This window comes from Hallerella sp., assembly GCF_022776125.1.
Lineage (GTDB): Bacteria > Fibrobacterota > Fibrobacteria > Fibrobacterales > Fibrobacteraceae > Hallerella > Hallerella succinigenes.
Window position 1 is genome coordinate 26372 of the sequence record NZ_JALFIA010000056.1, and the last position, 22525, is coordinate 48896.

22 protein-coding genes and 2 tRNA genes are annotated in these 22525 nt (G+C 49.2%); 19 read left to right on the forward strand and 5 right to left on the reverse strand.

Annotation, left to right across the window (positions count from 1 at the left end; genetic code table 11):
- Nucleotides 1-18: 18 nt before the first annotated feature.
- From MR847_RS07275 to MR847_RS07310, 8 genes are all read left to right on the forward strand, one after another.
- The gene (locus tag MR847_RS07275) at nt 19-1308 is read left to right on the forward strand and encodes a hypothetical protein (protein WP_106519966.1); all 1290 of its coding nucleotides are present in this window, start codon (nt 19-21) and stop codon (nt 1306-1308) included.
- 76 nt (nt 1309-1384) lie between these two features.
- Entirely contained in the window at nt 1385-1741 is a 357-nt protein-coding gene (locus MR847_RS07280; protein WP_287723375.1) for a hypothetical protein, read from the forward strand.
- Nucleotides 1742-1801: 60 nt separating this feature from the next.
- Nucleotides 1802-2824 (forward strand): rod shape-determining protein, encoded by a 1023-nt coding sequence (locus MR847_RS07285; RefSeq protein WP_100424765.1) that lies wholly within the window; start codon nt 1802-1804, stop codon nt 2822-2824.
- 21 nt (nt 2825-2845) lie between these two features.
- A complete protein-coding gene (mreC, locus tag MR847_RS07290; protein ID WP_106519967.1) occupies nt 2846-3682 on the forward strand; it encodes a rod shape-determining protein MreC in 837 nt (278 codons plus the stop codon).
- On the forward strand, nt 3666-4157 hold the full coding sequence (gene mreD, locus MR847_RS07295; protein ID WP_100424763.1) for a rod shape-determining protein MreD: 492 nt from the start codon (nt 3666-3668) through the stop codon (nt 4155-4157). The genes mreC and mreD overlap by 17 nt, the downstream gene beginning before the upstream one ends.
- A complete protein-coding gene (mrdA, locus tag MR847_RS07300) occupies nt 4150-6006 on the forward strand; it encodes a penicillin-binding protein 2 (RefSeq protein ID WP_100424762.1) in 1857 nt (618 codons plus the stop codon). The genes mreD and mrdA overlap by 8 nt, the downstream gene beginning before the upstream one ends.
- Nucleotides 6003-7274 (forward strand): rod shape-determining protein RodA, encoded by a 1272-nt coding sequence (gene rodA, locus MR847_RS07305; RefSeq protein ID WP_277001543.1) that lies wholly within the window; start codon nt 6003-6005, stop codon nt 7272-7274. The genes mrdA and rodA overlap by 4 nt, the downstream gene beginning before the upstream one ends.
- A gap of 96 nt (nt 7275-7370) precedes the next feature.
- Complete coding sequence (locus tag MR847_RS07310) at nt 7371-8081, forward strand: ComF family protein (protein ID WP_287723378.1); 711 nt, start codon at nt 7371-7373, stop codon at nt 8079-8081.
- 7 nt (nt 8082-8088) lie between these two features.
- Here MR847_RS07310 and MR847_RS07315 read toward each other — a convergent pair.
- Nucleotides 8089-8169 (reverse strand) — tRNA-Ser (locus MR847_RS07315).
- Nucleotides 8170-8206: 37 nt separating this feature from the next.
- Nucleotides 8207-8279 (reverse strand) — tRNA-Phe (locus MR847_RS07320).
- Between the two features lie 138 nt (nt 8280-8417).
- On the opposite strand from MR847_RS07320, the gene MR847_RS07325 reads away from it, so the two are divergent.
- From MR847_RS07325 to MR847_RS07345, 5 genes are read left to right on the forward strand one after another with little or no spacing between them, the layout of a single operon-like run.
- A complete protein-coding gene (locus MR847_RS07325; RefSeq protein WP_287723379.1) occupies nt 8418-10850 on the forward strand; it encodes a CotH kinase family protein in 2433 nt (810 codons plus the stop codon).
- A 52-nt stretch (nt 10851-10902) separates the two neighbouring features.
- Nucleotides 10903-11592, forward strand: a complete 690-nt coding sequence (locus MR847_RS07330; RefSeq protein ID WP_287723381.1) for a ubiquinone/menaquinone biosynthesis methyltransferase — start codon at nt 10903-10905, stop codon at nt 11590-11592.
- A complete protein-coding gene (locus tag MR847_RS07335; RefSeq protein WP_100424758.1) occupies nt 11589-12143 on the forward strand; it encodes a UbiX family flavin prenyltransferase in 555 nt (184 codons plus the stop codon). The genes MR847_RS07330 and MR847_RS07335 overlap by 4 nt, the downstream gene beginning before the upstream one ends.
- Nucleotides 12140-13039: a 4-hydroxybenzoate octaprenyltransferase gene (locus MR847_RS07340; RefSeq protein ID WP_100424757.1), complete on the forward strand. Its 900-nt coding sequence runs from the start codon at nt 12140-12142 to the stop codon at nt 13037-13039. Before MR847_RS07335 ends, MR847_RS07340 begins: the two co-directional genes overlap by 4 nt.
- Nucleotides 13026-13223, forward strand: a complete 198-nt coding sequence (locus tag MR847_RS07345; RefSeq protein ID WP_287723382.1) for a hypothetical protein — start codon at nt 13026-13028, stop codon at nt 13221-13223. The genes MR847_RS07340 and MR847_RS07345 overlap by 14 nt, the downstream gene beginning before the upstream one ends.
- Before the next feature lie 14 nt (nt 13224-13237).
- On the opposite strand, the gene MR847_RS07350 is transcribed toward MR847_RS07345, so the two are convergent.
- Nucleotides 13238-14020: a biotin--[acetyl-CoA-carboxylase] ligase gene (locus tag MR847_RS07350; RefSeq protein ID WP_287723384.1), complete on the reverse strand. Its 783-nt coding sequence runs from the start codon at nt 14018-14020 to the stop codon at nt 13238-13240.
- A 53-nt stretch (nt 14021-14073) separates the two neighbouring features.
- Between MR847_RS07350 and MR847_RS07355 the strand changes: the two genes are divergently transcribed.
- The 5 genes from MR847_RS07355 to MR847_RS07375 all read left to right on the forward strand — a co-directional run bounded on the left by MR847_RS07355 (nt 14074) and on the right by MR847_RS07375 (nt 19844).
- Nucleotides 14074-15318, forward strand: a complete 1245-nt coding sequence (locus MR847_RS07355; protein ID WP_100424754.1) for a M18 family aminopeptidase — start codon at nt 14074-14076, stop codon at nt 15316-15318.
- Between the two features lie 61 nt (nt 15319-15379).
- Complete coding sequence (fmt, locus tag MR847_RS07360; protein ID WP_287723386.1) at nt 15380-16318, forward strand: methionyl-tRNA formyltransferase; 939 nt, start codon at nt 15380-15382, stop codon at nt 16316-16318.
- Entirely contained in the window at nt 16297-17544 is a 1248-nt protein-coding gene (rsmB, locus tag MR847_RS07365) for a 16S rRNA (cytosine(967)-C(5))-methyltransferase RsmB (RefSeq protein ID WP_287723388.1), read from the forward strand. Before fmt ends, rsmB begins: the two co-directional genes overlap by 22 nt.
- Nucleotides 17541-18104 carry a hypothetical protein gene (locus MR847_RS07370; protein ID WP_100424751.1) on the forward strand — a complete coding sequence of 188 codons (564 nt, stop codon included), beginning with the start codon at nt 17541-17543 and terminating at the stop codon, nt 18102-18104. Before rsmB ends, MR847_RS07370 begins: the two co-directional genes overlap by 4 nt.
- Nucleotides 18105-18113: 9 nt before the next feature.
- Nucleotides 18114-19844, forward strand: coding sequence for a hypothetical protein (locus MR847_RS07375; protein WP_287723390.1), 1731 nt, complete (start codon nt 18114-18116; stop codon nt 19842-19844).
- A gap of 10 nt (nt 19845-19854) precedes the next feature.
- On the opposite strand, the gene MR847_RS07380 is transcribed toward MR847_RS07375, so the two are convergent.
- Together MR847_RS07380 and MR847_RS07385 are read right to left on the reverse strand one after the other, a co-directional pair.
- Complete coding sequence (locus MR847_RS07380) at nt 19855-20505, reverse strand: Rossmann-fold NAD(P)-binding domain-containing protein (protein ID WP_287723391.1); 651 nt, start codon at nt 20503-20505, stop codon at nt 19855-19857.
- A 9-nt stretch (nt 20506-20514) separates the two neighbouring features.
- Nucleotides 20515-20709, reverse strand: coding sequence for a hypothetical protein (locus tag MR847_RS07385; RefSeq protein WP_287723392.1), 195 nt, complete (start codon nt 20707-20709; stop codon nt 20515-20517).
- Nucleotides 20710-20934: 225 nt separating this feature from the next.
- Between MR847_RS07385 and MR847_RS07390 the strand changes: the two genes are divergently transcribed.
- Nucleotides 20935-22323 (forward strand): T9SS type A sorting domain-containing protein, encoded by a 1389-nt coding sequence (locus tag MR847_RS07390; RefSeq protein ID WP_287723393.1) that lies wholly within the window; start codon nt 20935-20937, stop codon nt 22321-22323.
- The last annotated feature ends 202 nt before the right edge of the window (nt 22324-22525 follow it).

The window sequence follows — 22525 nt, forward strand, 5'->3', positions numbered from 1 at the left end:
AAAAACAGGAGTTGATTGATGAACATGAGAACTGCTGCTGCGCTGGGATTTACGGTTGGAATTTTAGGCGTAGGTTCTGCGTTTGCTACGTTTGCCCGTGTTGAATCCATGGGCAAGAACACGACGTACATCATGGACGACGTGAGTATTTTTGGCAATCCGGCCAATATCAACCTTTATCCGAACTACCTTATCGGTGGTTTTGGCTCTTATTTGGACAATGTGGAAACGGGTACGAATAAAGATCCGCAGCATCCGACTTTCGGCGGAATCTTCTCGCTCAGCCTTGGCAGCGAAGAATCTCCGGATCCGCGTCTTTCGATAGGCGGCCTTTTTGGACGTGAAGATGCGCTTTTGTTCCGATTCCTTCCGGATTATTACATCGACGCAAACGGTAACAAGCATAGCTTGCCGCAGACCGTGACGAACTTTGACGGTTTCCTCGGCGGTACGCTGTCGAACGGTAACGCTCTCGGTTTGCACATTTATATCGCTCACCAGGACGGCGGTTATGAAACGGAAAACGGTGACTACCAGGTTGACAATGATTCCTACGCCTCTGTAATCCGTGCTGATGGAGGTTTTAACCTCCAGGTGACGAATACGATGGACTGGGAACTTGCTGCGGGTATTGCCCGTGTGCAGTACGGTCCGGAACACAAGAACTTCTTTGATGACGGTGACTTCTCTTACCTCGTCAATTCTCGTGCTTTTGTGACTCTCGAAGCCATTGACGGCGAACTTGTCCCGGCGATGAACGGTCACTTTATCAAGGCTCCTGGCATTCGCGAAACGCACGCTCAGGCAGGTCTCGGTATTAACGTGGGCTTGGATAGAGGCTTCTTCTGGATGGGCGCTGACTTCGTCTGGAACAAGAAGAAGGCCCATAACTGGAGCATCGATTACGATACCGGTGTTTCGGCGTATGACGCTCAGGACGATGAGCATTCTTACTGGGATAAGCGCAAGGATATCGGCGGCGTGATCAGCTTCGGTATTGAACGCAACATCTGGTACGATTGGTTCGTGATCCGCGTGGGCGGTCAGAAGTCCATTCTTTACACGGAATGTGACGTGGATTCCCACAACGCAGGCAAGAGCGGCATCTGCTCGGACAACGGTTCTTTCTTCTCGACAAATCCGATTGGCAACGGCACGATGGATGACCATGTCGGCTGGGGCTTCGGCATTAACATCGAAGAAAAGCTGAAGATCGACGTGACGATCGCAGAAGACCTTCTCTTCCGCAATCCGTTTCAGGGTGAAGGTCGTTGGTTCTCCCGTTTGGACGCCACCTATTCCTTCTAAGAAAAATTCTTGATTTTGAAAAGAGCGCTGTTCCTTTGAAACAGCGCTTTTTTATATTTAAATCATGCGAAAATGTTTGTTGATTTTATTCGCGAGCCTGTTCTTTTGGGGCTGCTCGGAACCGCAAGAAAATATCGAGGCGAAACTCTCTGCGTACCTGCAGGACGATTTGAAGTTTATGGTGGCGCAGACGCTCAAGGCGAGCAACGATAAGGGCGCCTTACTGGATTCCCCGTATTTTAAGATCCGCGATTTGCGATTCTTTGACAAGGAACATTCCAAGATGTATTCTGCCTATGCGAATGTGGAATTTTTTATCTACCGCGACATCGAAATGTTTGAAGAACGAAAGTACCGTTACGATAATCGATTCCTGCAATGGGACCGCTATTTGAAACGGTGGCATTTTGGTACAGACGTGGATAAAAATTGAATATCTTGTCACTTTTTTATACTATATTTTTTAGCAAAAAATTAAGAAGGAAATCATACTTTGTTCGGACTTTTCTCTTGCGATATCGGCGTTGATCTTGGAACGGCTAATACCCTTGTTCACGTTGCTGGACAAGGTATTGTAATCAATGAACCTACAGTCGTTGCTATGGACCGTAAAAACGATCGTGTGACTGCGATTGGTGGTGAAGCTAAAAAGATGCTCGGACGTACTCCGGGTGCGAATGTGGCTATCCGCCCGATGAAGGACGGCGTGATTGCAGACTTCCAGTTGGTGGAAATCCTGCTTTCGACGTTTATTAAGCGCGTCCAGAAGTATCCTCTGTTCCTTGTGAAGCCGCGCGTTGTAATCGGCGTTCCTTCGGGCATTACAGAAGTGGAAAAGCGCGCAGTGACGGATGCGGCTCGCATGGCTGGCGCAAAGGAAGTTCATTTGGTGCATGAACCGATGGCCGCGGCTGTCGGCATGGGTATTCCGGTGGATGGCCCTGCAGGCAATATGATTGTGGATATCGGCGGTGGTACGTCGGATATCGCTGTAATCGCTTTGAACGGCATCGTGTGCAACGCATCGGTGCGCGTCGGCGGTGACGAAATGGATGAAGCGATTGTGAACTATCTCCGTAAGACCTACAACTTGATCGTCGGCGAAAGCACCGCAGAACAGATCAAGTGGGCAATCGGTTCTGCTTATCCGTTGGAAGAAGAATTGACGATGGACGTGAAGGGTGGCGATGTGATGGCTGGCCTTCCGCGTACGATGACGATTACGAGCCAGGAAATTCGCGAAGCTTTGGATGAACCCGTAACGGCGATTGTCGACGCTGTGAAGCAGGCTCTTGCACTGACACCTCCGGAACTCTCTGCGGACATTTTGGACCGCGGCATTATCATGTCGGGCGGTGGTTCCAAGCTCCGTGGTTTGGACGCTCGTATTCGCAAGGAAACCGGTCTTTCGGTGAACGTGATCGACGACCCGCTGCTCTGCGTGTGCAAGGGTGCCGCTCGCATTCTCGAAGAATTGGACAAGTTCCGCCCGGTCTTGATTTCGTCCACGATTTAATTTTGACAGTCCCGCTAGAAAATGCAGATTTTCCGTTTTCTTGGAAACATCCTTGCTAAAGGGCACGGGCTTGTCCTCTTTGTCATTCTGCTCATGATCGGCTTCGGTATTCGCCATCTGGAAAAAGATGGAAAGGAAACCGTTATCGCCGGAGCGCTTTCTTCTGTGTACTATCCGGCACAGGTGGTCGTTTCTTCGGTGAATCGTATTCACTCGGTTTCATACGAAAATGATTGCTTGAAGCGTGAAAACGCTCGCTTGAAAATGGAACGCGATAATTTGCGCGAAGGCATGGAAGAATTGCAGCGCCTGCGTGAGCTTGTCCATTTTGACAACGTCTGGGATTATTCCATTGTGACGGCGCGCGTGATCGGCAAGAACCCGGGTCGCTTTTTGACGACATTTGTGGTGAACCGCGGTACGGAACACGGCATTGAAATGAACATGCCGGTCTTCACAACGCATGGACTTGTCGGTAGAATCTCGGCGGTTTCAAATTCCCATTCCAAAGTGCAGCTTTTGCCGGATCCTTCGCTGCACGTTTCTGTGATGGTGCAGAGAACGCGCGTGGTGGGTTTTTTGGAAGGTGGTTCGGTAAACTACTTGAACGCTTCGATTCCGTCTTATACAGGCGTTCACGAAGGTGATACGGTGGTGACTTCGGGACTTGGTGGAATTTACCCGAAGGGTATCGGTATAGGTGTTGTCCGTTCCATGCACAAGGGCGATTTGGATGTGGTGACGGAACTGGAACTCGATCCGTTCCAGAACTTTACGCATCTTGAAGAAGTTTTCATTATGCAGAAGAAACCGGATTGGGTTTTGCAGGAGATGTTGAAAAATGCTGAAATTCATTAAACATCTCGTTTGCTTTATCATCACGATCGTTTTGCAGACGACGCTCGCTTCGTGGATCAGTTTCTACGGTCAGCAGCCGGATTTTGTTTTAATCTTCATTGTGGTGATGGCGCTGTCGCATGGTCCGGTTTCGGGCATGCTCTGGGGATTCTTTGCTGGATTTTCCGAAGACGTTTTTGCTTCGGTCGATTGGCTCGGTGCGCAGACGATTGCTTTTACCTGCGTCGGTTTTGGTGTGGGACAGTTGGAAGAAAGATTCTTGCGTTTGAACCTCGCGACGAAGGTCGCTTTGCTCGGACTTGCATTCATGCTGAATGATTTCGTCTATTATGCTTTGATCGGAATTTCCCAGGAAAGCGTGACGACATTCTTCCTTTTGAAGACGCTCCCGGAATGCATTTATACGATGCTGTTCGGAATTCCTTGCTTCTTCCTGTTGAATCGTTTTGATCGTGTGAAACGTTGCAATGTTTAAAGCGCAGAACGAATTGCAAAATCGCAATTTAAGGTCGCTTGTTTTTATGGCGGCAGTAGCGCTTGTTTTTTCTTGTCTCTCCGTTCGCTTACTTTATCTGCAATATGCACGTTATGAAGAGAACCTGCAGAGCTCCGATGAAAACCGTCTGCGTCGCATTGTTCTGAAAGCGGAACGCGGTTTGATTTTCGATCGCAATGGAACGCTTTTGGTGGGTAACCGCCCTTCGTATCAGATCGTGATCAAGCCTGCGGAAATCCGCAAGATGGATGCGGAAACAAAGGACTCGCTTTTTAAACGCTTGATCCATTTGAAGGATTCCCAGGGAGAACCGATTTTCGATTCTGCGGTGGTCGATACGATGTTCCAGCGTTCCGCGTGGAAGTCGCATGGGACACTTCGCATTTTGGAAGATGCGTCGGAAGAACAGGTCTCTATTGTGCAAGAACGTTCTTTTGAGTTCCCGAGCGTGACGACTGTGGTGGAATCTCGCCGTTCGTATCCGTATGGAACTTTGGCGGCGCACTTGCTCGGTTATACGGGTGAAATTTCGGATGAGCAGTTGGAACGACCGGAATATGCGGGATACTCGTCGGGCGATCGTGTGGGGCAGAAGGGTTTGGAACAGCAGTATGATGGCGAGTTCCGTGGCGAAGACGGTGTGAAGTACGTTCAAGTGGACGCCTATGGCCGTGAAGTGGGAAACATTGAAGGGATGCAGAATGTGCCTTCGGTTCCGGGCTACGGAATGGTGACGACAATCGATTTGGATATTCAGAAGGCGGCGGAAGAAGCTTTGCCGGATTCCGTGCGTGGCGCTGTCGTTGCGATTGATCCGAGGTCGGGTGAAATTCTTGCAATGGTTTCTTCGCCGCGTTTGGACCCGAACATTTTTTCTTTGAAACGGCGAGAACGCAATAAGGGTTGGGCGAAGGTCGCCTTGGATTCGACGCGCCCGTTGATGAACCGTGCGGTGGCGGGCGTGTATCCGCCGGCATCTGTTTTTAAGCTGGTAACGTCGGGAGCGGGACTTGAACATAAGCTCGTGACGGGACAGACGCATTTGCCGAAACCGTGCACGGGTGGTTTTACGTTCGGCGCGCGTTATCAGAAGTGCTGGGGTACACATGGCAATTTGGACTTGGTGAATGCGCTTCGCCTATCTTGCGACGTGTATTATTACCAGCTCGGTTTGATGCTTGGCATGGAACGCATCAATGAATTCGGACATCGTTTTGGTCTCGGTCATAAGCTCGGTGTGGATATTCCGGGTGAAAAGGCGGGCTGGCTTCCGGATTCCGTTTCATTTAACGCGCGCAACAAGCGTAACGGTTGGCGTTGGGCGCGCGGTTTGATTTTGAACTTGGCGATTGGCCAGGGCCAGCTCGTGACGCCGCTCCAGGAAGCGGTGCTTGCCGGTTCCATTGCGACAGGCAAGGGCGTTTTCCGTCCGCACTTGATGAAGGAATTGCGTGACGTGGATGGCAATGTGGTGGGACGTTACATTCCGGAAAAGATTTTTGAAGGCAACATGAGCGAATCCACGCATAGGACGCTTCTTGCCGGCATGGATTCCGTGGTGAACCATCCGGGAGGAACGGGTAAGCGTGCTGCGCTTCCGGGAATTCGTGTGGGCGGCAAGTCCGGTTCTGGCGAATGGAAGAAGGGCGAAAAGACCCATGCGTGGTTTGTTTCTGTCGCTCCGCTTGACGATCCGGAAATTGCCGTGGCGGTGATCCAGGAAGCTCAAGGCGGTGGCGGATCTATGTCGGCTCCGGTATGCCGTAAAGTGATGGAAGCCTATTTTGCGAAGAAGTATCCAAAGGACTCGACGGAGGTAAAAGAGTGAGAGGCTCCGGACGTTTTTTGAATAACACGATGAAAATCGACTGGCTCTTTTTGGCACTGGTCTTTGTGTTGACATCGATTGGCATTGCCTTGGTGTATTCGGCGACGGTGAACACGGAACCGATCTGGTATACCTCCCGTTGGTTTAAGCAGATTATTTATTTTGGCGGCGGTTGCCTTTTGGCTGCGGCGCTCTCCTTTGTGCGCATCGATTATTGGCAACGTTTTGCTTTTCCGCTGTATTTTTTGACGATCGCGGCTTTGGCGTTTGTGGCGTTTGGCGGCGGTGACAGTGCGAAAGGGGCGGGGCGTTGGATTGACTTTGGCTTTTTGAAAATCCAGCCGTCTGAATTTGCGAAGATCACCTTTTTGCTTGCGATGTCGAAATGGCTTTCTGTTCATCGGGTGAACATTTTGAAGCCGAAGACTTTTGCGATGCCCGCGCTGATTTTTATTGTGCCGTTTGCGTTGGTGTTAAAGCAGCCTGACTTGAGTACGGCTCTTGTGTTTACGGCAGTGACGCTGGTGGGGCTTTATTGGGCAGGGCTTTCGCTTATGGACCTTTTCTTGATTGTGAGCCCAGTGGCATCGGTGATTCTTTCTTATCCGCAGATTCCTTATTCGCAGGTGCTGTGGGGACTTTTGCTTTGCGTTGTGTTCCTTGTACTCCTTTTCCGTAAGATGCCTCGAAAGTTTGTCGTTCTGATTCTTTCGCTGAATATTATTTGCGGTTATGCGAGTACGATGGCATGGAATTCCTTGGAGCATCACCAGCGTGAACGCGTGATGACCTTTGTCGATCCGATGCGCGATCCGAAGGGAGCCGGGTATCAGGTAATTCAGTCGGAAGTGGCGATTGGCAGCGGAGGTATTTTTGGCAAAGGCTTTGGCGAAGGCTCCCAGACAAATCTCGCATTCCTTCCGGAAGAACATACGGACTTTATCTTTAGCGTTCTCGGGGAACAGTTTGGCTTTTTAGGCTGTGTTTTTGTGCTGTTCCTCTACTTTATGTTTCTGTGGCGTGCAATGTCGATTTGCAGGCTGCACTTGGATCCGTTTGTGAATCACGTGGTTTCCGGGGCGTGTACGATCTTTTTCTTCCACATGATGGTGAATATTTCAATGACGCTCGGGCTCATGCCGGTGACGGGTCTTCCGCTTCCGTTCCTTTCTTATGGCGGATCTTTTATGCTCACTTGTATGATGCTTGTCGGTTTGCTTGTGAACATGCGCTATCAGGGAAGTCAGCTCGAAAGCAATTACGATTAAACGGTTGAAAAATCGTCGAAAATTCTCCATTCCGCATTTTGGAGCGTCTATAGAAAGGAGCCTTTAGAAAAGGTTCCGTTTTTGTTGAGGAGAAAAATGAAACTTTGGACCGGAATATCGAAATTTTTGTTTGGGAACGGATGCCTTACCTGCAAACGCGGAGGCTTACCGTTAGATCCGTGGCTTTGCCCGGATTGTAGGGAAGAACTGCAGAAGCTCGCCCAGAATCCGCGACGTCCAAATCCCGATACGCTTTGCCTGTACACGATGACGCCTTTGACAAAGGCTTTGGTTCACGGCTTAAAATACGGCAACATGCCGGGCCTTGCAGGTTATCTGGTGAGGACAGCGCTCAAGGAACGGGAAACTTTGGAAACTTTGCAGGAATGGGGCAGGAAACTCGCCTTTGTGCCTGTTCCCCTGCATCCTGCCCGTATGCGAGAAAGAGGCTACAATCAAGCGGAAAAGCTCGCCAGAGCGATTTCTGGGCGAATGAATGGAATTGTGGCGCCTGCGCTTGAAAGAAAAACCTTCCGGATTTCGCAGACGACGCTTTCGAGGTCGGAACGTTCGAACAATGTGGCGGGAGCTTTTGGGTTGAAAAAGCGCTTTCGCTGGCCGGATGGCAGAATACCGGTGATCGTCGATGATGTATTTACGACCGGGGCGACGACAACAGCATGCCTTTACGCTTTTGAAAAAGAAAATTTAGGGGGATTTTCGAAAGTGTGCACGCTTCTTTACGAAGAGAGTGCGACGGCGCGTGTGGATTTTGCCGCGGATACTGCCATGGAATGGCATGTATAATTTTTAGCGGAGGAAGAGGGACTCGAACCCCCAAGCCTTACGGCGGCGGTTTTCAAGACCGCTGACTTACCAATTAGCCTATTCCTCCAAAACAAAAGCCCTAGAAAGATCCAGGGCTTTTGGAGTGGCACCGGTCAGAATTGAACTGACGACACGCGGATTTTCAGTCCGCTGCTCTACCAACTGAGCTACAGCGCCATCGGGTAAGCCAAAGTTAAATCAAAAAAGAAATCCTGTCAAGGGTTTTTTGTTGTAAAGCAAAATTTTAGTGTAAATATGTGTGCATTCGAGTAGATTTGTAGTGTTACAGGATGAGTGGATTGGCCTGGAGATAAGATGAAGCCGATTAAATATGCCGTTTTAGCTTTGACATTAGGTCTTTTGGCAGCATGCCAAGATCCCTCCTTGGTTTCGGAAGATGAACTTTCTTCTGCTGAAATGCAGGATGAAACTTCTTCAGGTGGTACATCGGAAAATGTTTCCGGATCGTCCTCGGGCACTGCCACGCTGTCGAGCAGTAGCAGCGAACAGCTTTGCGTCGTTTCGTGGGTTGGAAAATCCGCAGTGACGATTAATGAAATCATGCCGGGCAACGTGAACTGGTATGATGACCGAGGCAAGGATCCGGGTTGGGTTGAACTTTACAACTCGAGTTCGGAACCGGTTGCTTTGAATGGCCTTGCTCTTGTTGAAAGTAAGGCACGTCCGCGTAAGTGGGTCGCTGGAAACGATACGATTCCGGCCAATGGCTACCGTATTATTTTTGCTTCGGATCGTGGTTTGGCAAATCCACCGGAAGGTGTGGATTCCGACTCGCTGCACTATCGTGCTCATACCGACTGGAAACTCGAAGATAAGGGCGGTACGCTTTTCTTGGTGAGCGAAAACTGTGGCATTTTGGATTCCGCGAGTTACCCGGCTTTGGAAGCGGGCATTAGTTGGGGCAAGACTTCTTCGGGTTGGCTCTATTTTGCAAAGTCGACTCCGGAAGCGGATAATGCGAACAGCACAGGTTCTGCGGGGTTTGTTTCTTTGCCTGCTTTTGGTCAGAATGCTGGATTCTACTCGGATTCCGTGGTGATTACGCCGCCGACAACGGATGACGGATCTACGGTGCGTTGCACATTCAATGGTTCGGAACCGACGGCTTCGACTGCTGCGATGTTGGAAGCGGTCGTCTTGAAAAATTCGACTGTGGTCCGTTGCGCTGCTTTCAAGGACGGTTTGATCACGAATAAGATTGTGACGAACACGTACTTTATCAATGAAGAAATCCATAACATGCCGGTTGTCTCGATCAGCGTGGATTCTCAGTTCTTTAAGAACCATTACCTCTACGCGTCAGCAGGCAGCACAAACGGTTCTTCTCCGAATTCGGTGGATCCAAATGAAACGAGTCTTTATGCCGATGTGGAATTCCCGGTGCATGTGGAATACTTTGCAAATGGAAGCGCAAGCGATTCGAAGGCTTGGGAAATCGATGCGGGAATTTCTCTGATGGGCGGTTACAGCCGTTTGGAAAAGAAGAAGTCTGTGGCGATTACGATGCGTGAAGAATATCAGGATGGCTGGCTCAAGTATCCGCTGTTTGAAACGCGTAAAGATGCGAACAGCAAGTTCAAGGCTTTCAATTTGCGCAACAATGGAAACCGTTTTGTCAGCGATTACATTGCAGATGCTGCCGGTGGAGCGATGCTTGAAGGTGCCGGCGTGGATTACCAAAGAAGCCGTCAGGTAATCGTCTTTTATGATGGCGTCTATTGGGGCGTTCATGATATGCGCGAACGCTATAACAAGAACTTCGTGGAAACAAACTATGGCATCGATGCATCGACGGTGACGGTCATTAAACATTTGAATAAGTCGATCGAAGCAAGCAACGGCACTGTCGATGAGTACAAGGCTTTGCTTGCCTATGTTTCGGAAACGTCGTTTGCCGGCGAAGGCAATACCGCTTATGAATATTTGAAAACCTTGATGGATGTGACGAATTATGCAAGTTATATGGCTGCGGAAATGTACTCGCATAACGGCGACTGGCCAAACAATAACGTGAGAGCGTGGAAGAGCCCGAATACGCTCTGGAAGTTTATGATCTATGATTTGGACCATGGCTTTGATTGGATGTGGCCTGTTCCCGGTTTTACCCAAGAGACGAATATGTTTGACTGGGTGAAGCAGGGAGGCTATGCTTTGGGCGAGTGCTATAATAAGCCGAGTGCGGATTGCTTCCACACATTTTATGTGAAATTGATCGAAAATCCGGACTTTAAGCGGATGTTCATCAACCGATCGGCGGTTCTTTTCCAAAACTATGTAAACGGGACGAACCTCTCGAATATCATTGAATCGATGACGGAGTCGATTGACGAGGACCAGCGTACCGCTGACCAAGGAGTCTTTAAGCAGAGCGAGCGTTGGCATACGAATTCTTGTGGTGGACGCTTTAGCAATTCGGGCTCCTGCATCAAGGAATGGGGCCTAGAACGCGACGAAGTGATACGTAACGAATACCGTGAAGAATTTGGGCTTTCGAGCGATGTGGAAGTGACAATCGCTGCGACGGGAAACGGTTACGTGACTCTCGACGGCTTTACGCTTCCGAGTCTTTCGAGTTACACCGGAACGTTCTTCGGTGGAAATGCAATGCTCTTGACCGCAGTTCCTTCGGGAACGGGTAAGTTCGTTGCTTGGGAAGACGGCTCTACGGATAACCCGCGCTTGGTGATGCCGCAGAGCGGCGCCTCTTACATCGCGCAATTTGACTAAGACAGTCGAAGCCTGTAGAAATCGATGCACGGAATTTTTCTAGATTCTTTGCATGTTTTCTCCTGTGCGTAAAATGTTCGACGATATTTCGAAACGCTATGATTTTTTGAATCATACGCTGAGCTGCTTTCAAGACATTTTATGGAGAAAGGCGTGTTGCCGTGAACTGAAAAAATGCGGTGCCGGTAAACGTCTTTTGGATCTTTGCGGTGGCACGGGAGATTTTGCCGTGGAATTTGAACGCATTGTGGGAAAGCCGATTCAGGCGATCCTTGGCGATTTTTCGTTTGGAATGCTTCAACATTCGAAGGGAAAGAGGACTTCTGCCAAGCCTGTGCAGCTCGATGCGATGCAGATGCCTTTTTTGGACAACACGTTTGATGTGGTGTTGAACGGCTTTGGTATGCGCAACTTGCCGGATGCGAAAGGGGGACTTGTGGAATCTTGCCGAGTCCTCGCTCCGGGCGGTCATCTGATGGTGCTTGAATTCTTTTCTCCGCGACAGGCTTTTAACCGTTTCTTTTACAAGCGGCTTGCGCCTCTTTTTATTCCGTTGCTGGGTGCAGTTTTTAGCGGTAAACGGGATGCGTATGAATATTTAGTCAATTCCATTTTGCGCTTTTTATCGGTGAAGGATTTTTGCGTTGTCGCAGAAAAAAATGGATTTGAAGTTGTGTCGGTAAAGCCTTGCTTCTTTGGCGTTGCGTACCGTGTATTGCTTCAGAAAAAGGTTTTGGCATGAGCCATTATCTGCTAGGCGTGACGGGGGCTTCTGGCGCAGTTTATGCGGCAAGGACGCTGTTTTATTTGCAAAAGGCTGGGCATTTCGTTTCGCTGTTGATAACGGATGCCGGGAAAGAAGTCGCAGATTATGAAGGGCAGACGGCGGCTCTTTTAAAAGCCGACGAGATTTTAGACGTAGAGAATTTTTTTGCGAGCTGTGCCAGTGGAAGTTCTGCGTTTGCGGGGATGGCCGTGGTTCCGTGTTCCATGGGAACGCTCGGGAAAATGGCGAACGGTATTGCGGATAATCTGCTGACCCGTGCTGCGGACGTGTGCTTAAAAGAACGACGCAAACTGGTCGTTGTTCCGCGGGAAATGCCGTACAATTTGATCCATTTGAAGAATATGGAACAGCTGACTCTAGCCGGAGCTATAGTGATTCCTGCGAGTCCGCATTTTTATGCGAAGCCGCAGACGATCGAAGATTTGGCGGATACGGTGGTCGCAAAGATTTTGAATCATTTGAATGTTCCGAATACAATTGTTCCTGAATGGGGTTCTAAAGGATGAGTGTTCTTTCAAAGATTGGGGAATACGGTCGCATGGTGCGTTTTAGCCACTCGCTTTTTGCGATGCCTTTTGCAATCGGTTCGATGTGGGTTGCGGCAAACGGTTTTCGCGGCATGGATGTGCTTCAAATTACAAAGTTTGTACTGCTGATTGTCGGCTGCATGGTGACGGCGCGCAATAGTTCCATGTCGTTTAACCGTCTTGTCGATGCGAAGTTCGATGCGGAAAATCCGCGGACATCCAAGCGTCATTTGGTGACGGGCGCTCTTTCGAAAAAAGCGGTCATCGGTTTTATTGCGGTGAATGCGGCTCTCTTTTGCTTGCTCGCTTGGCTTTTGAATCCGCTGGCGGGAATTTTCTCGTTCCCGGTGCTTTGCGCTCTAGCTTTTTATTCGTACTGGAAGCGATTTTCTTGGCTTTGCCATTGGTATCTGGGTTTTGCGATTGGCATGAGTCCTTTGGGCGCTTGGATTGCGGTACGTGGGGAATTCGCTGCGTTTCCGATTTTTTTGATGTTCATTCTGATGCTTTGGATGGGTGGCTTTGACATAATTTACGCGACGCAGGATGAAGAAATCGATAAGAGGCAGGGATTGCATTCGGTGCCAGCGCGTTTTGGCCGAGCAAAGGCTTTGAAAATCGCTCTCGCGAGCCATTTGGCGATGCTTGCACTGTGCGTTATTTTTGGCGTTTATTGGCAGATGGGAATCGCCTGGTGGAGCGTGTTCGCTTTGATGGCGGCAGCGATCCTTTACATTCACCTGTTTCGCAAATCCGATGATCTGGATGCGATGAACCGGGACTTCTTTTTGGCGAATGTGGGCATTAGTGTTCTTGTGATGCTTGGACTGATTGTGTGGATTCTTTTAGGAGGCGATGTCAATGCGTTACGATGATAAGCGCAAAGTTTGCCAGCGCACGGCGATTTGGATCGCTCTTCTCTCCCTGATCGATGTGCTGGGAATTGAGTTCGGTTTTATTCCGGAAGAATCGGCGAATAAGGCGCTGAACGTTTTTATTCTTCTGCTTGCGTTTGCACTCGCCGGGAACTTTTATTTTAAGAATAAGCAGGGCCGTTAAGGTGGCAGGCTCGCTTAAATTTCTAGGTCGCCCGTGTAACGGCTGACGATAGAACCATCGTTTTTGCGAAAGAGAAGACTCCCGTCTTCGTTGATGTCGAGGATAGTCCCTTCGACGACTTCTTTCCCTTCGACTATTCTTGCGGAATGCCCGATGAACTGGTCCATTTTACGCCATTCCGCAATCCACGGCGCGATGCCTTGTACACGGGTGATTTCAATTGATTCTTCAAGCTTTTGAAGAATTTTTTGCAGTAAAATTTCGCGGTTTAGGGCCTTGCCCAAAATCAGTCGAAGGCTTGTCACGGGACGTTCGATTTCTTCTAGATCTTCTGCTGTTGCATTCACGTCGATTCCGATGCCTATCGTCAAAATTTTTTTGCCGTCTTTTACAAGGATTTCGGAAATCATTCCACAGAATTTTTTCTTTTCGCAAAGGATGTCGTTTGGCCATTTGACGCTGGCGTTCACCCCGATCGCCCTAAAAAACTGGGCGAGAGAAATGGCGGTGATCTGCATCAGCTGCGGATACTGCAGGGGCAAAAAGCCTTCAAGCGAGAAGAGAATATTGAAGTAGAGATTTTTCCCTTCCGGCGAAAGCCAGGTGCGTTCGTGCCTGCCGCGTCCGCTTGACTGCGCGTCGGCTACAAGTACATCGCCAACGTCGAATTCCGAAATGTTTTCCTTGCTGTAGCGGTGAGTGCTTGTCAGTTTGGAGTAGAGATGGGCTTTTCGGTTTGCAAAACCGTGAATTTCCCATTCGGAGAAAGGACGTTCTACGCAAAAAATATCATTCATAGGCACAATAATAATTTTAATTTCAAAGAGAAATCAGCAAGAAAGGAAGATTCATGGATCTGTTGAATTATTTGAACGATTCTGTAACGCCTTGGCACGCGGCGGCAAATTTGGCAAAGCAACTGCAATTGCAGGGATTTGTAGAACTTTTGGAAGCCGAGCCGTGGGAGCTTGCTTTGAACAGTGCTTATTTTGTGCGGCGCGGTGCGGCGATTTTTGCGTTCCGCACGCCGTGTAAGTGGACGGCGAAAACGCGTTTTCGATTGACGTCGGCGCATACGGATTTTCCCGCCTTGAAAATTACGCCGAATCCCGATAAAAATGTAGCGGGATTTCATTTGATTCATCCGGAAGTTTACGGCGGCGCTTTGATCAATACCTGGTTCGATCGGGATTTGGGAATTGCAGGCATTGCCATGGTGCAAAATCGGGACAAGCTTGAAAAGAAGCTTGTGCGGATGAGTGCGCTTTGCCGCGTGCCGGAACTCGCGATTCATTTGAATCGCGGTGTGAATGAGACCGGATTTCAGGTGAATCCGCAGAACCATTTGAACGCCTGCTTGAGCGGTTCCGCTTCTAAATTGTTTGTGACGAGCCTTGAAGAAGAAATCGGTGCAAAGGTTATCGATTTTGAACTGCAATTTTTTGACGCACAGCCCGCTGCTCTTGGAGGTCTTTCAAAGGAATGGATTTACTCGGGCCGCTTGGACAATTTGCTTTCTTGTGAAGCGATTTTTGACGGGCTCGTTTCGCAGACGGATGCTTCGGAACAGGTGCGAGGAGCGCTCTTCTTTGACAATGAGGAGATCGGTTCGGAAACGCGCACCGGTGCGGCTGGAAATTTTGCGGAAGCGATGCTTGAACGGGTGGCGGCAAGCGGTGGAATTTCTCATGGGGAATTTTTGGGAAAACTTTCCGATTCGATTCTGCTTTCGTTGGATGTGGCCCATGCGACGCATCCCGCTTACGTGGAAAAGATGGAACCGAATCATTCCCCGATTCTCGGCAAGGGAATTGTGCTGAAGACGAATGCGAAAAAACGTTATGCGAGCGAAGCCGAGTCTAATGCGGTGGTGAAAATGCTCTGCCAGCAAAATCAGATTCCGTTACAGATTTTTGTGAGCCGTAACGACATGCCGTGCGGCAGTACCGTGGGACCGCACCTTTCTGCGGAACTCGGAATCCCGACGGTCGATTTGGGCGAAGCGATTCTTTCGATGCACAGCATTCGTGAAATGAGCGCCATCGCCGATCATGATGGAATGCGCAAATTGATGAGCGCTTTTTACAAGGCGTAATCGAAGCTCTTCCGTAAAGCCGTTCCGAAATTTGTTGGGGCGGTTTTCTATTTTTACGATCATGAGAATTGTTTTTATGGGTACGCCGGATTTCGCGGCGCATTTTTTGGATCATTTGAGTAAAGGTCCGCATGAATTGGTGGCTGTGGTGACGCAACCCGATCGCCCGGTGGGACGTGGCCGTGTTTTGACGGCTCCTCCTGTAAAGAATAAGGCTTTGGAACTCGGACTTCCTGTTTTGCAGCCGGTTTCGGTGAAGGAAGAATCTTTTGCGCTGGATTTAGAACGTTATAAGGCGGATCTTTTTGTGGTCGTCGCTTTTTCCATTTTGCCAAAACGAGTGCTAGGATGCTCCAAGTTCGGTGCGGTGAATGTGCATGGTAGCCTGCTTCCGAAATACCGTGGCGCGGCACCTGTACAGTGGGCGATTGCGAAGGGTGACGAAAAGACCGGCGTGAGTGTTTTCTTGCTCGATGAAAAAATGGATCACGGTCCGCTTCTTGAACAGCGTGAATTCTCGATTGATCTTTTTGACACTTCGGAAGATGTGCTGAACAAGATGGTGGAACCGGGTTCGGAAGCTTTGGACAAGGCTCTTGACCGTATTGCATACGGCAATGTCGAAGAGCTTTCGCCGCAGGAACACGAAAAAGCGTCTCCCGCACCGAAGCTCAAAAAGGACGACGGCAAAATCGACTTTAATATGTCGGCTCTCGAAATTCACAACCGCATCCGCGCCTTTTATCCGTGGCCGGGTGGGTTCTGTTTGTTCAACGGAAAGACTGCTTACTTCCGCAAAACGATTCCGCATCACAGCACCTGGCTAAATCCGGGCGAAGCCCGCGGCGACAAAGAAAAGCTCTATGTGGGAACCTCGAACGGGGTGCTCGAAGTGACAGAAATTCAGCTTGAAGGAAAGCGCGCAATGCCGGCAGCGGACTTCCTTCGCGGAATTCAAAAGAAGGATAAGGATAACCTGTGCTTCAAGACGATGGCTTAAAGGAACGCCTTTCGGCGCTTTATGCTCTGATCGATTGGATCAAGAACGGAACCATGTTGCGGGAGCATGCTCTTTCGCCGTTTGCGAAAGAACTCGCCTTGGGCGTGTGCAGACGCCATTTGCGCCTGCAGCATGCAATCAAAAAGAATGTCCATCGGATGCCGAGCGTGGAAGTACAGTGCGTTCTGGAGATGGGCATTTACCAGATCTTCTTTATGAATGTGCCGAGCCATGCTGCGGTGGATTCGAGTGCGGAGCTTGCTCGGCGTGCAAGCCTGGGCGAAGGTTCTGTGAAGCTTGTGAATGGTGTGTTGCGCGGTCTCGAACGAGAGGGCTTACCTACACTTCCGGCGCAGAACGTGCAACGAATCAGCATTGAATATTCCCTTCCGGAATGGATTGTCCGTCGGCTGCTCGACTGCTACGGATCTGCCCATGCAGAAGAATTTGCAAAGGAAACGGTCGAACGTCCGAGCCAGTGGATTCGCGTAAACACGTGCAGGATTTCGGCATCGGAGCTGAAAGAAAAGTTGATGCTTTCGGGCCGCATTTACAAGGACCGTTATTTGGAAGTCATCGAAGGCGCGAATGAACCGCACCTGGTTGAACTTTTGAAAAGCGATTTCTTTGAAAAAGGGCTCTTCTCTGTGCAGAATCCGGCGGCTTACGAAGTCGCGCGCCTGTTGAACGTGGAAGAAAATATGACCGTCTGGGATGCTTGTGCGGCTCCGGGCGGAAAGTCTGCGCTTCTTGCCGAAGACAATCCGACGGCGAAGATTTTAGCTTCGGATGTTTCAGAAGAACGTTTACGCCCGATGGCCGATTTGACGCGTAGATTGAAGCTTTCGAATGTAGAAGTGCAGACGGTCGATGCGACAAAGTGTGAATTTGTGGACAAGTTTGATAGAGTGTTGCTCGACGTCCCGTGCAGCAACCTGGGCGTTCTTTCCCGCCGTCCAGAAGTCAAGTACCGTTTGACGCAAAGCGATTTGAAGGAACTGCCGAAGCTCCAGTTTGAAATCTTGGAAGCTTCGAGTGCGGCGGTGAAAAAGGGTGGCGAACTCGTTTACGCTACCTGTAGCCCGGACCGTGCCGAGACCGATAAGGTTGTGCAGAAGTTCCTAGAAAAGCATCCCGATTTCGAAAAGAAAGAAGAGATTCGCATCGGCCAGAATGCCTTTGGACTCGATCACTTCTTTGCAGCATCCCTTCGGAGAAAATCATGAAAAAAATTCTCATCACTGTGATGTTTGCTTTGGCAACGCTTTGGGCTGGAGAAGATTCGACGAGTGTCGAATTTGACCATGCCACGCTTGCTATCGAAGGAGGCGCCTTGCATTTGCTGGATGACGCCAATCGGAATTTGGACGATTCCTATTACGGTCTTTTAGAATTGGATTACACGTATTTTCGCAAATGGATCGGCGTTGTACAATTCGGTTATTCGTATTTGACGACGAAGGGCGATGTAGACTATGTAGGCATTCATCAGTTCAGCGGACGTGTTGGCTTGGATTATCCGTTGCCGTTCGTGAAACCGGTGGCTTTGGGCGCAGGCTTTAGCTGTGTGTGGATGCGTGCCGATGATGAAAACGGAGATGTGGCGAATTCGTCGCTTGCGGATAATGAATCGGAATTTGGATTCTATGCTCGTTTGAATTTGCCAATCGTGACTTGGGATGCCTGGCGTGCGGGTGCGAAGATTTATTTTGAAACGATCTGGACGGCGCCTGAAAATTCGGAAACAGCGTGGTTTGGATTTTATCTGCAACGGAATCTTTGGTAGGAGACTCGCATGATCAAGCAAATGAAATTTTGGATGATGCTCGGCACTCTGACGGTGGTTTCCGCTTTTGCAGATGTCGCACCCGAAACCGAAGGCATGCAGGATACGCGTTATGACGGAACCTTCTTGACCGCCTCGCCAACCTTTGTTTATGACCGCAGTTCGCAAATGGGCGGCATTCATTCCGAAAGCGAAGAATGGAGCCCGACGAAGGTGCGAGACCGTCTTTTGTACAACCGTGTTTCAGGGATACCCTCGTGGACGCCGCGTGAACCAAGTGTTTGGATGTCGGTCGGAAACGAAACGGGCGACATGATGTACCAGGACCCGCGTTATGGCGGTTGGGGATCCTGTTGCATTAACGGAACGCCGATGCTCGAAGCGGGATTCCGCTCGAAGTCTTATAGCGGAATTTGGACAACGGCTCGTTATTTTCAGGTAGACCATTATTCGAGTTCGAATGGGAAAGTTCGAAGAAAGATGGTGAAACGGGTGGATTACTCCATTTTTGGCGAAAACCTGCCTTACCAGAGTACCGCTTATGCGGGCGTTGGCTATTCGGTGGGGTCGTTTGACGTATCGCTCCTTGCTGGGCATGAATACCTGTGGATTTTTGCGGAAAGCGGTCGTTGGCTTCCGGTGGAATATAAGCCGAGAGCGGAAGCGCGTTTTGATTCCAAGTATGTGCATGCGAATATGGTTTTTGAAAATGCGGAATATACGATTCTTGCTGGCGAACAGATGGGAAACCGCAAAGAGGTAAACGGCTCGATCAAGCTCGGTGAAGATACTATTGCGCAAAAGAAAAAGCTTTGGAATTTAGGCTTGGGAGTCGCTTTCCGCGCGGTGGATGATAGTGGGGCGATGCCTGTAGGATTGAAGGAGGATTACGTCGTATTCCCGTATCTCGAATATTCTTTGCGCCCCACGGATCGATTGAGCCTTGCAGGCTATGTCGGAACGAGCGGTCGTGAATTCGCGAGCAAGGATAGTGTGAACTTGGAATTTCCGGAGTTTGCTAGTGTGCAGACGAATATCGGTTTCAAGAATCACGTGGCTTCCACGTTGAATCCTTTGAGCGATGATTACGAATATTTTAACTCGGATACGATTCATTTGCGCGTCGATGGCGTGATGCAGTTGCATAGAGCCTATCTCGATTTGAGAAATCGATTTGAATATTTTGGCCTCGGCATGAATTTCTCTGGCTGGTTTGAAAAAGGTGCAGAAACGTTTGACGTGGAATCATTTTCTGTAGATTCGGCGAATACGTATTACGGAAAACAGAGATTCTCTTACCGCACAGGCGATGTGGGTCGTATCGATTCTTGGATTAAGGCGATTTCTGGCGAAGCGGAAGCGGCTTTTTACTATAAGAAAATGTTTACCCTTTCGGCACGTGCAGGCTTTGAACGGATTGACGGCGATGAAGAACGCTTTGAAGTAAATCCGGTTGAAGAATGGCTTACGATTGGGGCAAATTGGAACCTCTGGGATCATTTCCAGGTGAAACACACTTGGGGTTACCGCTCCGACGCTCGGTGGAACCTGCGAACGGAAGTTCCTTATGTGGTAAAGGGAGGCTGGTACTGGGACGCTTCTTTATCCCAGAACTTCCCAGAATACGGCATTACTTTAACGGGAACGATTCTGCACGCAATTGGAGAAACGCGAGTTCTTGTCCCGAATGGCGGATTTGACAGAACGCGTTTTTGGTGCAATATCCTGAAGAAATTCTAAAACTGAAAAGTTAAAAAGCGTCGCTCCGTGCAATGGTGCGGTTGAAGATGACGTGCTTTCCGGTCGGCGGATATTCGAGCGAAGCGATGAGTGTTGCAGCTACCGCTTTGGCGTGGACCGGTCTCCAAAATTCCGGGAAGAAGTGCAGATGCTTCTCGGAAATCTTTTGCAAGAAATTTTCCGCTGCACGATATTCGGAGCGTTTTCCGAGCAGTAAAGACGGTCGAACGATCGTGAGAGAAGGAAATCCGAGCATGCTTAAACCTTCTTCCAAAAGGCCTTTGGTTCGGTTGTAGTGGAATGGTGAATGGGGATTTGCCCCTTGCGCACTGACGACCAAAAAATGTTTCACCTTTTGAACCTTGGAAATTGCCGCTGCGGCGAGCGGAATCTGTAAATCGACATGCTCGCGGGCTTTTTTCGATCCCGCCTTTTTCAAGGTCGTTCCAAGGCAACAGATGACCGCATCCGAAAGAAAAATGTTCTTGTGGAGCTTTAAGTTTTCGAAGTCCATTTCGACGGGATAGCTTTTAGCGCCGACGGGACCTTTTCCGATTTTGCGGACGGGGAGAATAATTTTTTCGACAAAGGAAGATGCTTCCAAAAACTGGAGAACTTCCTTGCCGACGAGTCCTGTGGATCCGAGTAAGGTGACAATCATCTTAGAATTTTACCGTGGGTTTCGAATGGAGGATTGGCGCAGTGGATAAAAAGAAATGGATGCAATGGAATTACGGAAGGCTTCTACTTTGGCAAGGGCTTTTTCGTCGCTTTCGGCGACAATGACCTGGATAAATTCTTCTCCATCGTAGCGGACAAATGATAAAAGTGCAAAGCCCCAAATACATGAAATTGCCCAAAACATGACAGTTTCAAACGAAAACTTGTTTGAAACGAGTTTTTCCATTCACTCTTTCAACATCGCTTCAAAATATAGAGTTTTCAAATGAGGTTTGGATAGGGAAAACGGAAAGATTTTACCGAAAATAGTGTGAGATTCCGCAAAATAATGCAGAATTCGCCGATTTAGAAAACCGATTTTATGGTTTAAGAATTACTTTACAAAAGAAACTATTTCTAGAGAGGTTTTATGAAAATTTCCCATTTTGCAGTAACTGGACTTGTCGCCGTTGGACTTTCCCATGCGACAGTCCATTTCCCGTTTCCGCAGAATTTGGATTATGGGAACGCAAATGCAGCGACGCTAACGGACAAGGCGACTGCGGCGACCCAGTTGCAGACTGCTTTTGATTATTACTACACGACCTTTTACCGTGAAAACGGAGACTACGCCTGTATCCGTGCCGATCCGGGTGATAACCAGTGCTTCTCGGAAGGGATTGGCTACGGCATGCTGATGATGGTTTACTTCAGCAATAACGAAAAGAATTACCAGGCGGAATTCGATAAGCTCTGGGCGCTTTACAAGGCGGCGGAAGACAAGAACGGTTTGATGAACTGGAAAATCGGCAATGCGGACCCGACTCAGGTTTGGGGCGAATACGCGGCGACCGATGCGGAAGTCGATGTGGCGGCCGCCTTGATCATGGCTTCTTACCAATTTGGCGATGAGACGTACTTGTCGGAAGCGAAAACGCTTTTGCAGAATGTGCGCACTTATGAATTTGAAACGAACGGTTTGCATAAGCCAGGCGACAACTGGAACGACAAAAAGAATCCGAGTTATATTTCTCCGGCGTATTATTACCTGTTCGCGGCGGTCGATACGGATGGTGCGGAATTTTGGAATACGACGGCGATGGATGCGAACTATGCGCTTCTCGAAGCGAATTCCGCATCGCATACAACCGGCCTTTTTGACAACTGGACAAATGCAAGTGGTGCCGATTTGGAAAGCATGTACGGCTATGATGCTTCCCGTACTCCGTGGCGTTTGGGACAGGCTTGGTACTGGTTCAGCGATTCGCGTGCCCAGGCATTGCTACAAAAAATGGGAACTTGGGCAAGTACGCAGTCCGCTTCGAATGTGGCAGGTTCGATTTCTGTGAGCGGTACGATGGGCGCTGATCATAACAATACCTTTGTGGCTACGGTAATGACCTCCCTTTCGGCAAGCACGGCTTTTCAGTCGAAGCTCGATGAATATTGGAATGAAGCCGTTTCGACGACAAACAGCGATGCCAATTTGAAATACTTCCAAAAGTCGATGGAAATCTTGAACGGTCTTCTTGTTTCTGGAAACATGCCGAACTTTGCTTCGGGAGCTTTGCCGGTTTCGATTTCCAAGGCTCCGAAGGCGCTTTCTTCGGCGGTCGTGATGCAAGGCAAACAGTTGAACTTGAAGGTTTCGGGTGCGGCACAAGTCAAGCTGTTTAATTTGACAGGTCATGAAGTTTGGAATACGCATGTGGCTGCAGGAACTTCGACGGTTTCTCTTTCGAAAATCCCGAATGGCGTTTATATGGTGCAGATTCGTTCCGGTGAAAAATCGGAAATGCACAAAATTCGTGTCCAATAATTTTTCCGAATAAAAAAGCTTTTTGACGGATTGGAGCAATTCAGTCCGTTTTCTTTTTTAGTCGCTTTAGATTTGAACGTCCTGTGTTTTGATATTCCGGGATTCCTTTCAACGGTTTACATGGATGCCTGGCACGATGAAGGCGGACGTCAGTATTTTTGGAATTTCCTTTTGAAGACGTTGCTGTTCGGAAAATTCAAGA

Excerpts from the sequence above, each read along its gene's own strand:
- MR847_RS07275 (WP_106519966.1), top strand. The coding sequence starts at position 19 with ATGAACATGAGAACTGCTGCTGCGCTGGGATTTACGGTTGGAATTTTA.
- mreC (WP_106519967.1), top strand. The coding sequence starts at position 2,846 with ATGCAGATTTTCCGTTTTCTTGGAAACATCCTTGCTAAAGGGCACGGG.
- mreD (WP_100424763.1), top strand. The coding sequence starts at position 3,666 with ATGCTGAAATTCATTAAACATCTCGTTTGCTTTATCATCACGATCGTT.
- mrdA (WP_100424762.1), top strand. The coding sequence starts at position 4,150 with ATGTTTAAAGCGCAGAACGAATTGCAAAATCGCAATTTAAGGTCGCTT.
- MR847_RS07310 (WP_287723378.1), top strand. The coding sequence starts at position 7,371 with ATGAAACTTTGGACCGGAATATCGAAATTTTTGTTTGGGAACGGATGC.
- MR847_RS07325 (WP_287723379.1), top strand. The coding sequence starts at position 8,418 with ATGAAGCCGATTAAATATGCCGTTTTAGCTTTGACATTAGGTCTTTTG.
- MR847_RS07330 (WP_287723381.1), top strand. The coding sequence starts at position 10,903 with ATGTTTTCTCCTGTGCGTAAAATGTTCGACGATATTTCGAAACGCTAT.
- MR847_RS07335 (WP_100424758.1), top strand. The coding sequence starts at position 11,589 with ATGAGCCATTATCTGCTAGGCGTGACGGGGGCTTCTGGCGCAGTTTAT.
- MR847_RS07340 (WP_100424757.1), top strand. The coding sequence starts at position 12,140 with ATGAGTGTTCTTTCAAAGATTGGGGAATACGGTCGCATGGTGCGTTTT.
- MR847_RS07345 (WP_287723382.1), top strand. The coding sequence starts at position 13,026 with ATGCGTTACGATGATAAGCGCAAAGTTTGCCAGCGCACGGCGATTTGG.
- MR847_RS07350 (WP_287723384.1), bottom strand. The coding sequence starts at position 14,020 with ATGAATGATATTTTTTGCGTAGAACGTCCTTTCTCCGAATGGGAAATT.
- MR847_RS07355 (WP_100424754.1), top strand. The coding sequence starts at position 14,074 with ATGGATCTGTTGAATTATTTGAACGATTCTGTAACGCCTTGGCACGCG.
- fmt (WP_287723386.1), top strand. The coding sequence starts at position 15,380 with ATGAGAATTGTTTTTATGGGTACGCCGGATTTCGCGGCGCATTTTTTG.
- MR847_RS07370 (WP_100424751.1), top strand. The coding sequence starts at position 17,541 with ATGAAAAAAATTCTCATCACTGTGATGTTTGCTTTGGCAACGCTTTGG.
- MR847_RS07375 (WP_287723390.1), top strand. The coding sequence starts at position 18,114 with ATGATCAAGCAAATGAAATTTTGGATGATGCTCGGCACTCTGACGGTG.
- MR847_RS07380 (WP_287723391.1), bottom strand. The coding sequence starts at position 20,505 with ATGATTGTCACCTTACTCGGATCCACAGGACTCGTCGGCAAGGAAGTT.
- MR847_RS07385 (WP_287723392.1), bottom strand. The coding sequence starts at position 20,709 with ATGTTTTGGGCAATTTCATGTATTTGGGGCTTTGCACTTTTATCATTT.
- MR847_RS07390 (WP_287723393.1), top strand. The coding sequence starts at position 20,935 with ATGAAAATTTCCCATTTTGCAGTAACTGGACTTGTCGCCGTTGGACTT.